This window comes from Bradyrhizobium macuxiense, assembly GCF_001542415.1.
GTDB classification, from domain to species: domain Bacteria; phylum Pseudomonadota; class Alphaproteobacteria; order Rhizobiales; family Xanthobacteraceae; genus Bradyrhizobium; species Bradyrhizobium macuxiense.
Genome location: NZ_LNCU01000010.1, coordinates 203406 through 217707 on the forward strand (window position 1 = coordinate 203406; position 14302 = coordinate 217707).

Annotated in this window: 10 protein-coding genes; 5 read left to right on the top strand and 5 right to left on the bottom strand. The window is 65.0% G+C overall.

Features of this window, described 5'->3' with window-relative positions:
- Both AS156_RS43835 and AS156_RS01660 read left to right on the top strand, forming a co-directional pair.
- Positions 1 to 784: ABC transporter ATP-binding protein (locus tag AS156_RS43835; protein WP_245312505.1), on the top strand; the 784-nt coding region annotated here is incomplete at its 5' end.
- Positions 765 to 1508 (top strand): ABC transporter ATP-binding protein, encoded by a 744-nt coding sequence (locus AS156_RS01660; protein WP_136625963.1) that lies wholly within the window; start codon positions 765 to 767, stop codon positions 1506 to 1508. The genes AS156_RS43835 and AS156_RS01660, both read left to right, overlap by 20 nt.
- Before the next feature lie 28 nt (positions 1509 to 1536).
- Here AS156_RS01660 and AS156_RS01665 read toward each other — a convergent pair whose 3' ends face one another.
- The 4 genes from AS156_RS01665 to AS156_RS01680 all read right to left on the bottom strand — a co-directional run bounded on the left by AS156_RS01665 (position 1537) and on the right by AS156_RS01680 (position 6995).
- Positions 1537 to 3567, bottom strand: coding sequence for a S8/S53 family peptidase (locus AS156_RS01665; protein WP_066499067.1), 2031 nt, complete (start codon positions 3565 to 3567; stop codon positions 1537 to 1539).
- Positions 3568 to 3606: 39 nt separating this feature from the next.
- A complete protein-coding gene (locus AS156_RS01670; RefSeq protein ID WP_082747272.1) occupies positions 3607 to 4596 on the bottom strand; it encodes a phosphatase PAP2 family protein in 990 nt (329 codons plus the stop codon).
- Positions 4597 to 4767: 171 nt separating this feature from the next.
- Complete coding sequence (locus AS156_RS01675) at positions 4768 to 6675, bottom strand: adenylate/guanylate cyclase domain-containing protein (protein ID WP_082747273.1); 1908 nt, start codon at positions 6673 to 6675, stop codon at positions 4768 to 4770.
- Complete coding sequence (locus tag AS156_RS01680) at positions 6672 to 6995, bottom strand: adenylate/guanylate cyclase domain-containing protein (protein WP_136625964.1); 324 nt, start codon at positions 6993 to 6995, stop codon at positions 6672 to 6674. Before AS156_RS01680 ends, AS156_RS01675 begins: the two co-directional genes overlap by 4 nt.
- 295 nt (positions 6996 to 7290) lie before the next feature.
- On the opposite strand from AS156_RS01680, the gene AS156_RS01685 reads away from it, so the two are divergent.
- Positions 7291 to 8583: an MFS transporter gene (locus tag AS156_RS01685; RefSeq protein ID WP_066499071.1), complete on the top strand. Its 1293-nt coding sequence runs from the start codon at positions 7291 to 7293 to the stop codon at positions 8581 to 8583.
- 6 nt (positions 8584 to 8589) lie between these two features.
- Here AS156_RS01685 and AS156_RS01690 read toward each other — a convergent pair whose 3' ends face one another.
- Positions 8590 to 9201 carry a TetR/AcrR family transcriptional regulator gene (locus tag AS156_RS01690; protein ID WP_066499072.1) on the bottom strand — a complete coding sequence of 204 codons (612 nt, stop codon included), beginning with the start codon at positions 9199 to 9201 and terminating at the stop codon, positions 8590 to 8592.
- Positions 9202 to 9351: 150 nt separating this feature from the next.
- On the opposite strand from AS156_RS01690, the gene AS156_RS01695 reads away from it, so the two are divergent.
- Together AS156_RS01695 and AS156_RS01700 are read left to right on the top strand one after the other, a co-directional pair.
- Positions 9352 to 10584: a cytochrome P450 gene (locus AS156_RS01695; RefSeq protein WP_066499324.1), complete on the top strand. Its 1233-nt coding sequence runs from the start codon at positions 9352 to 9354 to the stop codon at positions 10582 to 10584.
- Positions 10585 to 10770: 186 nt separating this feature from the next.
- Positions 10771 to 14302 (top strand): AsmA family protein (locus AS156_RS01700; RefSeq protein ID WP_082747274.1); only part of this gene is annotated, 3532 nt, incomplete at its 3' end.

Consider the following 14302-nt stretch of genomic DNA (forward strand, 5'->3'; position numbering starts at 1 on the left):
CGCCGATATCGTGCGCCGCCGTGCCGGCGGCAAGGCGCTGAAGCTGCGCGGCATCGCGCTGAGCTTCGGCAATGTGAAGGCGATCGACGGGCTCGACCTCGATGTTGCACCAGGGCAGATCCACGGCCTGATCGGCCCGAACGGCAGCGGCAAGACCACGACGCTGAACGTGATCTCGGGCTATTATGCCGCCAAGGCCGGCACCATGACGCTCGGCGACGCCGCCCTGCGGACGGGGCAGCCCGTGCTGCGTGCGGCCTATGGCATCGCCCGCACCTTCCAGACGCCGCGCGTGATCGGCGAGGCCTCGGTGCTGCAGAACGTCATGATCGGCGGGTCGATCGAGGGCAGGGCGACCTTCGTCGAGGCGATGCTCGCTTTGCCGCGCAACGGCGCGGACGAGCGGATGCTTGCGGCCAAGGCGCGGGCGCTGCTCGGCGTCGTCGGCCTCGATGCTCTCGCCGACATCAGGGCCGATCGCCTGCAGCACAGCGAGCTGCGCTTCATCGAAATCGCGCGGGCGCTGATGCTCGATCCGGATTTCCTGCTGCTCGACGAGCCCGCGGCGGGCCTTTCCAACGACGAGATCGAGCGGCTGGCCACGCTGATCAAGGCAATCTGCGGGCGCGGCACCGGCGTCCTGCTGGTCGAGCATCATGCCGATCTGATCTTCGACATCTGCCACCAGGTCACCGTACTCAACCTTGGGCGCGTGCTGGCGGCGGGAACGCCCGCGGAGATCCGCACCCACAAGGAGGTCGTCAGTGCCTATCTCGGCGGCTGAACCCTTGCTCGCTGTGAGCGCGCTTGAATCCGGCTACGGCAAGATCCGCGTGCTGCATGGCATCGAGATGACGATTACCGCGGGCGAGGTGGTCGCGCTGCTCGGGCCCAATGGAGCCGGCAAGACCACCTTGCTGCGTGCGATGTCCGGGCTGCTGCCGGTCAGTGCCGGGCAGGTGCGGTTCGACGGTCGCGACATGACCAACGCCACGCCGCGCGATGCGGCGCGCGCCGGGCTCGTGCATGTGATCGAGGGGCATCGCGTGTTCACGCAGATTTCCGTGATGGATAATCTGCTGCTTGCCGCCTACGACCTGCCGCGCGCCGAACGCGCCGTGCGCGTCGAGGAAGCTCTGGCGTTCTTCCCGGAGATCGCCGCGAAGCGCAACGAGCGCGGCGGTGCGCTCTCGGGCGGACAGCAGCAGATGCTGACCGTAGCGCAGGGCCTGGTGCGCCGGCCGCGACTCCTGATGCTGGACGAACCCTCGGCCGGACTGTCGCCTGTGCTGGTCGATCGGGTCCTCAACGTCATCGGCCGGCTGCGCGCGCAGGGCACATCGGTGCTGCTGGTCGAGCAGCTGCTGGAAAAGGCCCTGGCATCGGCCGATCGCGTCTACGCCCTAGTGCAGGGCGCGATCGCGCTGGAGGCGCCGACCGGCGAAAGCGATCTCGCACACCGGCTAGAGCGCGCCTATTTCGGCCACGAGAGCCATGCGCTGGGCTAGGCTTGAGAACTGGACGCCGATGCAAACCCTATGGTGCGTCCAGATTGCCTCCGCCGCGTTTGCCAATTTCCGACGGCGTGCCGGGGGGGTTGGTCGGCTGCAGGGGAGTCGCGTCGGCGATCTCTCGCGCGAATTGAGGCGCTGCAGCGCTAGTGCCCGTGAGTCTGAACACCGAGCCGCTCCTGTTGCCTCCACCGCGCACGCCGGAGAGCGCGTACGAGTCGTCGCAGGGAAGCACGAAATCCGGGCCGCGGCGGAGCGTGAGTGGTCCGCTGCGCGCGGGGCCGGCCGAGGAATAGGTCGACTTGCGCCCATTCGATAGAATGTAACCGCCGGCTACGTGTATCCCCGCGTCTTCGGCGGTCGCAATCCCGTTGAGGGTGCCGTCGCGGCGGACCACCGATCCGCTCCTGTCGAACTCTCCCTCGCTTCGAATACAATTGGCTTCGGCCGACCGGGTTCGTTCCCAAGTGGGGTCGACAAAAGAGGAAAGCTTGGCGCCCGGCGCCACGCCCATATTGGGGTCAGTACGCGCCACAAAGGCGTGAAGCTCCGCTGCAGCGCGGATGCCGGCGACCTTGATAGTCCAGTCGCCATGTTCGGCTGCGGCGATCTTCGGCGCAACGACGGTTGGTTCAACCTGCAGCCGCCACATCGTATCATCGCCCCAGACGATTGGGACGTCGACCCCGGCAGGCGCAACCGGGACGGAGGTGAGACCGGAGGAAAGCGGAGGCGCCGGCGCATAGACAGCGCCGCTGGGCGAGGTAAGGGTCACGACGACACCGCCAGCATCGGCCGTCTTCATCCATACCTCCGCAAAGCACAACACTGAATTGTCGGGCGGAAGCCGCCAGGTCCATTCGATGTGATTGGGGCGCGAGTCGTCTCGCGTAAGGGCGACGTGGCCCTCACTCAGATAGGAATTGCCCGCCGCCAGCACGATCTCGAGCTTCGGCTTTCCGTTGGCACCATTGAATTCCGAGACCAGCGCAGCGAGTGCCGCTTCGAGTTCCGATGTGCCATCGTGCGGGCCGGTCGTCGGACCGTAGCTGAGGTTGACGATGACACGCTCGGTCTTGTTTGGGTCGGCATGCGAGAGGATGTACCGGATGCCGTCGAGGACGTAAGCCTTGAGCCAAACGCCGGTCGCATCCTTGATGCAGATTTCGGGGAATTGCACGAACACCACATCGATGCTCGACGCAGGATCCGTGGCGCTGCGCCAACTCGGCGGATCGCGGCGGTCGGTTGCAGGGCCGATCCGTGACGAGGTCGGGACACGACCCGCCAGCACATCCATCACATGTGCGCCGTGCGACGATCGGCCCTTCAGGCTGGTGAAGCCGGCATCCGCGTAGCAGCCATCCTCGTCGACGCTGCCGGACGGCGTCGAGTGCAACTGGATCCATTCGTCGAGGCCGATTTGTCGCGCGGGCTTGCCTGGTGCGTCCGACGCGCGCTGGAATTCGAGGCCGTAGTTGAAATCCTGCAGTGGCTCCCCGAACAGGCACTGGATGCCGGCGCCATCCCTGATCTGGACCTGTTGTCGGCCCTGGTTCTGGTCCCAGATCGCACGAACCCGAGTGGTGAGGCCGGCATTCGCTGTGTGTCTGAGAAACTGTGCGGCAGCGAATGGGCAGCCGTCGTCAAGCATGCCAATCAGGAGCGTTCCCGCTGGTCGCTTGCCTGGGCCTATGCGACTGATTCTCCGCTTGGTGAATGCCACCATTGGCGACGGCTTCAGCGGCAGCGAGAGCTCCACTCGGGAGACGTACTCATCCCAGATCGCCAGCCCGATTGCGTTGAGCACCGCTGCCTTGTCGGTGCGAAGCGTAGCATATCGCGTGCCGTCGAGGGCCGGACCGGCCTCGACGTGGAATCCGGCCCTCTTCATCTTGCTCCGGAACGCAACTGCCATGTCGGCCTGTTTGAACTCCACGAGGAAAAACAGCTTGTGTCGTTTCTTCTCATCGAAGAACTCGAAGTTCCTGAAATTCGCCGAGATCGCGTACCGGAGATACGGGCCAAAGCATCTCGGCAGGTCGTATTTGGGCATGGAACATCCTCCGCTTCGGGTTGCAGTACGTCACCTCGCCTACGGGAATCTGCCCGCCCACTCGTACTGCGCTGCGTCCCAAAGATGCTCCATCAGGTTGGATTTCACGATATTCGCGCCCGCGGCTTCGGAGTAAAATGCGCTGCCGTGGATGTTTTGGCTCGCATTGAACGGATTGAAATCCGTGTGCGGGGCGTTGTCGATTCCGGCGGCGAGGAATTTGCGGCGCCGGAATTTGTGGCCCGCCTTGCAACGCCCGACGAAGTATTCCCCAAGGGCAATGCCCAGCATGCGTCCTGCCATGCCGTCGACAGGGAAGTGGACTCCGGCGATCACGCGGTTGGTCGTGATGCGTGCCGCCTGTCGCTCGAGCTGGTCGATCACCATCTTGTGTCGCAGTTGCGCCGGATTGAGGCCCAGCAGCGCTTTCAGCACGTGGACCACCGCATAGGCCTGCGTTGCATGCCCCATCGGGAAGCTGCCGTGACCCGGGGTCGTGATCATCGGCTGCACTTCGGCATTGTATTCGACCGGGCGGTAACAGCCCATCGCATGCTTGAATCGCATTTCAACGTAGACGCAGAATTGCAGCACAAGGTTGATGAGTTCGAAGGTGCGCCGGGTCCGGTCGGGATGCAGGTAGACGATCGACGACCAGAACGCGTATTGCGGGTCGATCTGCGCCATGATCTCCGTGGCACGCTCAGAGCGTAGTTCGGCCCAGCTCAGCACCAGCGGGATCTGCTTCTCGAAGGTCGTCCGTTTCGGACGTCCGACCTCCGCGATCAGGGACGCGGAAGACAGGACCTGGAAAGCATGACCGGACGGCGCTTTGCGAAGCACTATCCCTTGCATCATTTCGCCGATCGCGATGTAAGCGCGAATCCACGGCTCCCAGCGTTCCAATTGATGCTTGTCATCGATCGCCGGCAGTGGCGGTGCGTAGCAATGGTGCTCGGGGACGATCGTACCTTCGCGCCCCAGGATCAGCGCATCGACCATGATTGAATTGGCGTAGGCGTCGGCCATCGTTCCCAAGAACGACCCTCCAGCTCCGCCGGGTCCACCAGCTCCGCCAGCCCCGCCGGCTCCACCAGCCCCGCCGGCTCCGCCCGCACCACCTGCGCCGCCTGCACCTCCCGCACCGCCTAGCTGAGCCATTGCCGCCTCCTCATGAATAAAGTCTGCTTGGGTGAAAAATCAGCTCGTCGTTGGTAAACCTGCCATTTCCAGGCAGCGTGCCCATTGCCTGCCTGTCTCGAGTTGCGCATTCGGGATGCGCGCGATGTATCGTTCGACGGTCAATGCCGGCTCAAGCCTGCGCATGCCGGCCAATGCCGCGCGCGCGTCGTCCATCCGTCCCTGCGAGACGAGCGCGATCGTGAGCACCCGCCAGGTAGAGGGGTGCATGCGGTTGTGTATCAGGGAGGAACGCGCAAGCCGCTCGGCTTCCTCATAGCGATGTGCGGAAAGTTCGGCGGTGGCGCCGAGCGACTCGAAGTAGTAGCGCTGCGGATCAAGCGGGGAGAGCTCCAATGCTCGTCGCGACGCCGCGACGGCAGCCTCGCCCTCGCCATTGAAAGCGTTCACCGTGCCGCGATACAGCCAGCCAAGCGCATGGCTCGGGTTCGCGTCGACGGCCTGATCGCATCGCTTGCGCGCGGTATCGAGATCGTTCAGCAGATGGCAGTGGACGAACCCCTCGGTCGCCAGCGCAAGCGCATCCGATGGGTCCCGGTCCAGTGCCGCGTGGCTGGCGTTCAGGGCTTCGGTCGCCTCGCGCTTGCGGTCCTCGGACCATCCGCGCGTAACACGCAGGATATACCAGTTGGCGAGCCAGGCGCGCGGCGCCGCAATCCGGCTGTGCCGATCGATCAGTTCGTCGAGGACCTTGCGGGTCTGAAGAAATTCTTCCTTACTGGAGCGATGCATCAGCCGAATGCTGCCGAGTAGCAGCGAATAACTTTCCAGTGTCGGCAGCGGCTGGGTCAGAACGTGCTCAACTTCGGCGTCAAAGACGGATAGATGCACCGCGCTTGCGATGCGCTGAGCCAGTTCGCTTTCAGGCTGCAATAAATCCGCAATGTCTCCTTTCATCCGATCGGTCCAGACCACCTGGTTGGTGCGCGCGGCGGAAAGCTCTGCTGTCACCAGAATCCGGCCCGCGTCCACCACGTAGCCGCCGCTCAGGATATAGGTCGCGCCGAGATGAGCCGAAACCTCGGCGACGTCGCTCATCCGACCGCGAAATACGTTTGTCGACAGGCGCGAGATGACCTTCAAATTCGGTGACTTCGACAGTCGCCAGATCACGCTGTCGGCAATGAGATTGCCGACGTCAAAGTGTGCGGGCGCGTCGCTGCGCGCGTTGAAAGGGATGACGGCGATCGTCGGTTCCATGGGTGTCCCATAATCGCGCCGAGCGGTGAGGCTGGGATGCGGACTTGCTGGACCAACTCGATACGCTCGCACCGGGTTGTCAAAGTGCTTGAGAACGCATTCGCCCAGATCTTCGCACAGCGCATCCACCCCGTGCGTAAGCTCGTCGCGCGCCGCGGCGCTGCCAATAGTTTCGCCTGGATTGGCAAGGCTTGCCAGCGCGGCTGCCAATTGTTCGTGGGCGGACGCGCTGGCAATCGTTTCACCCGGGCCAGCAAGCGTCGCCAGCCGAGCTGCCAGGTTCACGCCTGTCCCGTAGATATCGATGCCGTCGCTCCAGGCCAGGGCCGAATTGATCCCCGCACGCAGGTGGAACCGACGGTCTTCGGGGATACCGGCATTCTGCGTGGAGAGCGTGCGGTGCATCTCCGCTGCTGCGGCTACGGCGTCCGGCACCGCCTCGAAACGCGCCATCAAACCGTCGCCAAGGCTCTTCACCAGGACGCCGCGATAGCGGGGTAGAATTTGGGCGGTTACGATCCGAACAAAGTCAGCCCAGCGACGTACACTGTCGGTCTCATGTTGGCGCATAAGCCGCACCGACTCCACGAGATCGACGAGCAGCACAACGGCTTCTTGTCGCACGAGTCCGCCGCTTGCGGCCCGAAGATCCGATTGCTCGTTCCGGACGGCCTGCCCTTCGGTCTTGTTCGCCTGATCACCACTCATAGGCGGCCTGACTTCGCGATCCCGGCCATCATATCCCAGACGGTATGCAACCTTGAGCCAGGATCCCGAGCAAGCAGCGAAAGAGCGCAACGCGTTGCGTCCCGCGCGGTATCGAACGTCGCCAGGAAGCCATCACCGGTGTTCTTGACGATCCTGCCGTTTTGCGCGGTAACACCGGGGTCGAGGACGTCCGAGCGCAACTGCATGAGCCGCGCGTGGGTGTTCTCCTCGTGCGCCTCCATCAAACGCGTATAACCAACCACATCCGCTGCAAGGATTGCCGCAAGACGTCGTCGCACTTCCGGCACCGATGGGGTCATTTTATTGATACTTCTGCAAAATTTATTGATAGTTCCGTGAATTGTTGTACGAAGAAAAGATCGAAGGATTGAGAAACAATATCGTCATCAAGGGCACAAAGGAAGGCATGATCGTCTTGGGTGTGCCGATTGGGTGTGCCGACCGGCTTGCGCGCCTTGCGACGCTTCCAAAGATTTGAGCAAGAGCGTGAGACGGGCCCGTTACTCGGCGGCTATGATACACGCAACAAGGTGCCCATGACTGCGGCTAAAAGAGGCATCCGTGCCTAGGGCAGGTAACGCGAAGAACCCGGGCATGAGACTTCCCTTCTTCTACGGCTGGATCATTGTCGCGGTAACCTTCGTCACCATGGCAATCGGCGTCAACGCGCGAACCGCGTTCTCGCTGTTCTATCCGCCGATCATCAGCGAGTTCGGCTGGGAGCGCGGCGTCACGGCAGGCGCGTTCTCGTTCGGCTTCGTGGCGTCGGGCATTGCGAGCCCTCTGATCGGGCGGATGATGGACCGTCGCGGGCCGCGCGCGGTGATGGAGCTCGGCGTCCTCTTGATGGGTGCGGGGCTGTTGCTGGCACCGCTGACCACGCAGCCCTGGCATCTCTATCTCACCATTGGCGTGCTGGTCGGCGCCGGCAGCGTCTGCCTCGGCTATTCAGGTCAGTCGCTGTTCCTGCCGAATTGGTTCATCCGCCGTCGCGGGCTGGCGATCGGGCTTGCTTTCGCCGGTGTCGGCATCGGCTCGGTGACGCTGCTGCCCTGGGTGCAGCACATGATCGAGCACACCGGCTGGCGCACGGCGTGCACGGCGATGGGGGTCCTGGTGCTGGTCGTGCTCGCGCCGATCAACCTGTTGCTGCACAAGCGGCCCGAGGATATAGGGCTACAGCCGGACGGCGACGCCGCGCCGACGGCGACGTCGGCCAGGCCGGCATCGAACATCGTCGATCCGGTCTGGGCCGGCACCGATTGGACGTTGCCCCGCGCGCTGCGCACCGCGCGGTTCTGGTGGATTGCGGTCGGCTATTTCTGCGGCCTGTACATCTGGTACGCGGTGCAGGTGCACCAGACCAAGTTCCTGCTCGACATCGGCTTCAGCTCCAATGTCGGGGTCTGGGCGCTCGGCGTCGTCAGCCTGCTCGGCATTCCCGGCCAGATCTGGCTCGGGCATCTGTCCGATCGCATCGGCCGCGAATGGGTCTGGGCGATCTCCTGCTTCGGCTTCGTGATCTGCTTTGCCGCGCTGGTGGCGCTGAAATATTGGCCGATCATGCCCCTGATCTATCTGATGGTGTTCACGCAGGGCGCGCTCGGCTACGGTCTCACCTCGGTGATGGGGCCGGTAGTGCTGGAGATCTTCCAGGGCAGGCACTACGGCAGCATCTTCGGCACCATCATGCTCGCCGCGTTGGCCGGCGGCGCCGCGGGGCCGTGGGCGACCGGGCAGTTGTACGATCTCTCGGGCAGCTATACGGCTGGCTTCACGCTCGGGATCGTCATGAGCGTGCTGTCGGCGATCGCGATCTGGCAGGCCGCGCCGGGCAAGGTCCGCGCCGTCGCAGGGCAGATGCACAAGATCGCGAGCGGCGCCTGAGCCCAATCAGGCGGGCGAGATGCCGATCGCTCGCTGCAGATCGATGATCGCGCGCATGCAGCTGTCCGCCGGCGTGGTCTCGGGATCGATCAGACGGTGCAGGCGGAAGCCGTCTTCCAGCGCCAGCACGATGGCGCCGGTCCATTCCGGGTTGAGCCGGCCGTTCCGGCCGGCGTTCTTCTGCGCGGTCACGACGATATCGGCGATGAGCTTGCGCCGCGCGCGCAGGCGCTTGGCGAGTTCGGGCCGGCGTTTCTCGGCGCGCGCCACGAACAGGATCATCTCCATGTGCAGGAGCGGCGAGCGGCCGAGCGGATCCTGCCGGCTGCGATCCATCGTGCGGAGCGCTTCGAGGAACGCCGGAAGCGTCTTGTGCGTGATAAGCAGGTCGAGATTGCGCCGGATCGATTGATCGACGTGATCCTCGAGCATCGCGATGATCAACTCATCCTTGCTCTTGAAGTTCGAATAGAACGCGCCGCGCGTGAAGCCGGCCGCGGCCGCAATAGCCTCGATGCTGGCGCCGCCAATTCCTTGTTCCTCGAACACCTGGGCCGCCGCCTCGAACAGCTTCTCGCAGGTGTCGTCGCGCGTCGGTCTGGTTCGAACCCTTGACATCGGCGCATTTTAAGGCAAAATGCAACTCGATACAAGAGTGTATCGAGTTGCATTGAACGAACCGAGCCGGACCGCAGCGTTCTGGCCCTAGGGATGACATCAAGGCGCGCCATGGTGCTGGTACCGGCGCGACAAGCGAACGAGGTCACCATGAACGAGCATGTTCAGTCGGCGAGCAGCGAACCGCTTTTCAATCCACTGGCGCCGGAATTCATTCGCAATCCCTATCCGCACTATGAGCGGTTGCGCACCACGGACCCGATGCACGTCAACGCGCACGGCGCCTTCGTCGCCAGCCGTCATGCCGAGGTGAGCCTCGTGCTGCGCGACAAGCGCTTCGGCAAGGACTATGTCGAGCGCACCATCCGCCGCTATGGCCCTGACATCATGGAGGAACCGGTCTTTCGCAGCATGAGCCACTGGATGCTGCAGCAGGACCCGCCCGATCACACCCGCCTGCGCGGCCTCGTCGTAAAGGCCTTCACCGCGCGCCGGGTCGAGGACATGCGTCCGCGCATCCAGCAGATCGTGGACGAGACGCTCGACCGCATCATTCCGCAGGGGAAGATGGATTTGATCGAGGACTTCGCCTTTCGCCTGCCGGTGACAATCATCTGCGACATGCTGGGAATCCCCGGGGAGCATCGCGAGGTCTTCTATACCGGCTCGCGCGATGGCGGACGGATCCTGGATCCTGTGCCGCTGACCGCAGAAGAGATCAAGCAGGGCAACGCGGGCAACGCGATGGCGGCGATGTACTTCCACCAGCTGTTCGAGCTGCGGCGCAAGCAGCCCGGCGACGACCTCACCACGCAACTGCTGCAGGCCGAGGAGAACGGCCAGAAGCTCACCAATGAGGAGCTCACCGCCAACATCATCCTGCTGTTCGGCGCCGGCCACGAGACCACGGTGAACCTGATCGGCAACGGCCTGCTGGCGCTGCATCGCAACCCCGACCAGATTGCGCTGCTCAAGGCCAATCCCGGCCTGATCACCAACGCGATCGAGGAATTCCTGCGCTACGACTCTTCGGTACAGATGACTGGCCGGGTGGCGCTCGAGGATATCGAGGATCTCGGCGGCAAGCGGATCCCGAAGGGCGAGAGCGTGCTTTGCCTGCTCGGCTCGGCCAATCACGACCCCGCCGTCTATCCCGACCATCCGGAACGGCTCGACATCCAGCGGCCGAACGTGAAGCCGCTGTCGTTCGGCGGCGGCATCCATTTCTGCCTCGGCGCCCAGCTGGCGCGGATCGAGGCCGAGGTCGCGATCGCGACCCTGCTGCGCCGGATTCCGGACCTGCGGCTCGATGACGCGGAAAATCCCGAATGGCGGCCGACCTTCGTGCTGCGCGGGCTGAAGCAGCTGCCCGCGAGCTGGTGATCGCTCCGCGCTCCCGCCGCGACCGCGGGAGCGCACGCGCTGTTGAGCGGAAAACCGCTTCCGGCCTGACGTCGCAGCAGCAAAGTCGCTGTGACTTCGCCATACTTGTCTCTATATATTGGGCTGCTCCGGCTCACGTTCGGCCACGGGTAGGCCGCAAGCGGAGCGGGCTCAAAGGGAGACACCGTGCAGACGACGCTGCTCGGCCTGGCAATCGCATTCATTCTTGCACTGGTGGCCGCGCTGGTCGGTCCATATTTCGTCGACTGGAACCAGTTAAGGCCGCAGTTCGAGGAGGAGGCGACGAAGATCGTTGGCGCGCCAGTCCGCGTCGCCGGCGACCTTGACGCGCGCCTGCTGCCGGCGCCGTCGCTGCGGCTGAAAAACGTTACCGTCGGCAGCGCGAACGATCCCGGCAAGGTCCGCGCCGGCAAGCTTGACGTCGAATTCAGCCTGAGCTCGCTGATGCGCGGCGAATGGCGCGCGAACGAGCTCACCATCAACGGCGTGTCGCTCGATCTCGGGCTCGATCCGAAGGGGCGGGTCGATTGGCCGATCTCGAGCGGGAACTCCAATCTGGCATCGCTCGCGATCGACCGTCTCAACCTCACTGGCCGCATTGCGCTGCACGATGCGGCGAGCCGCAGCACGCTCGAGCTGAGCGACATTGCCTTCAGCGGCGACGTTCGCTCGCTGGCGGGCGCGATCCGCGGCGACGGCAACTTCATGTATGCCGGCAACCGCTATCCATTCCGGGTGTCGTCGGGGCAGCAGCCTGACGGCAATGGCACCCGCCTGCATCTCAGCATCGATCCCGGCCAGCGGCCGTTGTCGGCCGATCTCGACGGTGTCCTGACTTTCGCGGCGCGCGCGCCACGTTTCGAGGGGATGATGACGCTTGCGGGCGCGCCGGGACAGCGCGGCCGGAGCGATGAGCCGCCGTGGCGGATCACGGGCAAAGTGAAGGCCGACTATTCGGCGGCGCGCCTCGACCAGGTCGAGGTCAGCTATGGTGCCGAGGACCGTGCGCTGAAGCTTGCGGGCAGCGGCGATGTCCGTTTCGGCGCCGCACCGCTGCTGCACGCCTCGCTCTCGGCGCGGCAACTCGATGCGGACAAATTCGTCGCCAAGGACGGCAGCGACAGCAACGCCGAGCCGGCGCGGGTATTGCCGACCTTGCGCGCAGTCCTGGCAGGCCTACCGCAGAGCCCGATTCCGGCGCAGGTCGAGCTGGCCTCCGAACAGATCATGCTTGGCGGCCGCCCCTTGCAGGACATCTCGGCCGAACTGCAGTCGGACGCGAAGGCCTGGATGGTGCGCCGGATGGAATTTCGCGCGCCGGGTTCGACACAGGTTTCGATGAGCGACGCCGGCGCGCAAGCGGGCGCTTCGAACGGCTTCAAGACCGCGCTCGATATCCAATCGTCCGATCCCGATGCGTTGATGGTCTGGCTGCAGGGGCGTGGCGATATCGCCTATCACAGCCAGAAGCCGCTGCGGCTGCGCGGCGACGTCACGGTGTCGCCGGCGGGCTTTGCGATCGATGCCATGAGGGCGGAGATCGAGGGTGGCGTCGTCCAAGGCCACGTCGCGGTTTTGCATCGCGAGGCGACCAGCGGCTCGAAGATCGAGGCGCAGCTGAAGGCGGAGCGGCTCGATCTCGATGCGACCGCGGCCTTTGTCCGTTCGTTGCTCGGCCCGCAGGCCGAATGGCCCGACGAGGCGCAATTGTCGCTCGACGTCGGGCGCGCCGTCTCCGCGGGCCAGGAGTTGCGGCCGCTGCTGGCAAAGGTCGCCTATAATCCCAAAGCCATCTCGCTCGAGCGGCTGAAGATCGGCCAGGCCGACAATGTGACGCTGGACGGCAGCGGCAACTTCGACCCCGTCAATTCAACCGGTAGATTGGCGGTCGATGCAACGGCCGCCTCGCTTGGCCGGCTTGCCGCGATCGTCCAGCCATTCGCGCCATCGCTCGCTACGCGCCTTGGCGTGCTTCGGGCAGATGCCGGTCCGGTCCACGCGAAGCTTGCGCTCGAACTCGGCAAGGGCAAGACCGCCGATCGAACCACCGCGCAAGCGACACTCGATCTCGATGCGCCGCAGGTCAAGGGACGCACCGTGATCTCGGCGACGCCGCCAGTCGCTGCAATTCAAAAGCTGGATCTCGATGCGCTGGGCCGCAGCGACATTGCGGCCGAGGCTAAATTCTCGGCCGGCGAGGGCAGTGCACTGCTGGCGCTGCTTGGGCTTGACCATGCGGTAGCGGCCGGCGCTGGCCCAGCGCAGTTTGAGGGCACGGTGAGCGGCGCATGGCGCGCGCCATTGCGGGTCAAGGCCAGGCTCTGGGGCGCGGGCCTCGATGCGGATGCCGAAGGCACCGCGGAGCCGTGGGCGAAGGATACCAAGTCGAGCGTCAATCTCCGCGTCCGCAGCGCCGACGTCGGTCCGCTGCTCGACCTCAAATCATCAGACCAAGCCGGAAACATCCGCCTGTCGTCGCGAGTCACGGTTGCCGGCGACAAGCTGACGTTCGACGATCTCGACAGCATCGTTGCCGGCTCGCGGCTGCGTGGGCACCTCGCGGTGACGCTCGCCGACGAGAAGGGCGTCGAGGGCGAGCTCGGTCTCGACCAGATCACGCTGGCGCCGATCTTTGCAGCCGCGGTCGGTGGTGCCGGCCATGATGCCACGGAGCCGCTCGGCGCGGGGCTGACCAGGGGTTGGCGCGGCAAGGTGACGTTCGTGGCGCTGCGCGGCCTGCTGCCCGGTGGCGCCGAGTTGCAGCCGGTGAGCGGCACCATCAGGGCTGACGGGCAGTCGCTGACCTTCGACGGCATCAAGGGCAAGATCGGCGGCGGCGAGGCAACAGCCAGCATCGATGCGCGACAGGGAGTGAATGGACTGGCGCTGAACGCAAACGTTCAGCTTTCGAACATCGACGGTTCAGCACTGCACTATCGCAATCTTGCGATGCCCAAGGCGCGCGCGTCGATGCAGATGACGCTGTTGACGCAGGGCCGCAGCGTGTCGGCACTCACAGGCGCACTTTCCGGCAGCGGCACCGTGACGCTGGAGGGATTGAACCTTCCGGGCCTCGACCCGCGGGCGTTCGACGTTGCGATCCGCGCAAGCGACAGCGGGCAGGCGACTGACGATGCGCGGTTGAAGCAGATCATCGAGCCGGTGCTCGCAAGCGGCGCGCTGTCGATCGCGTCAGCGCAAATTCCCTTCAACATTCGTGACGGCCGCATCCGCGTCGGCGCCACCACGCTTGCGGCCAACGGCGCCAATGCCGTCATATCGGGCGGCTACGACATCCCGGCCGACCAGGCCGATATCCGCGCCGCGCTGGCTTCGACGCAAATCGGCACGGCCAACAGCCGTCCGGAAATCCAGTTGCTTGCGGTGGGTACGCCCGATGGACTGACGCGCAGCGTCGACATTGCGGCGCTGTCGTCGTGGCTTGCGGTGCGCGCGATCGATCGCGAGACGCGGCGGCTCGACGCCATCGAGCGCGGCGATCCGCCGCCACCGGAGCCCACGCCGGCGGCCGTTCCTCCGCAATCCGCGCTGCCTTTGCCCGCTGCGCCTAATGGCGATTCGGCGGCGTTGCCGCCTGCTGACGCGCCGGTGCCCGGCCGCGATCCGCGACGCGTGGTGCCGCCGAAGCCGAAGATAGTTGCCCCGGCGCGTCCGCCGGCCGTTCCTCCGGCCGCCA

What these genes read in the sequence shown, in the direction of transcription:
- AS156_RS01680 (WP_136625964.1), bottom strand. Translation starts at nt 6,995, where the DNA reads ATGACCCCATCGGTGCCGGAAGTGCGACGACGTCTTGCGGCAATCCTT.
- AS156_RS01675 (WP_082747273.1), bottom strand. Translation starts at nt 6,675, where the DNA reads ATGAGTGGTGATCAGGCGAACAAGACCGAAGGGCAGGCCGTCCGGAAC.
- AS156_RS01685 (WP_066499071.1), top strand. Translation starts at nt 7,291, where the DNA reads ATGAGACTTCCCTTCTTCTACGGCTGGATCATTGTCGCGGTAACCTTC.
- AS156_RS01690 (WP_066499072.1), bottom strand. Translation starts at nt 9,201, where the DNA reads ATGTCAAGGGTTCGAACCAGACCGACGCGCGACGACACCTGCGAGAAG.
- AS156_RS01665 (WP_066499067.1), bottom strand. Translation starts at nt 3,567, where the DNA reads ATGCCCAAATACGACCTGCCGAGATGCTTTGGCCCGTATCTCCGGTAC.
- AS156_RS01670 (WP_082747272.1), bottom strand. Translation starts at nt 4,596, where the DNA reads ATGGCCGACGCCTACGCCAATTCAATCATGGTCGATGCGCTGATCCTG.
- AS156_RS01695 (WP_066499324.1), top strand. Translation starts at nt 9,352, where the DNA reads ATGAACGAGCATGTTCAGTCGGCGAGCAGCGAACCGCTTTTCAATCCA.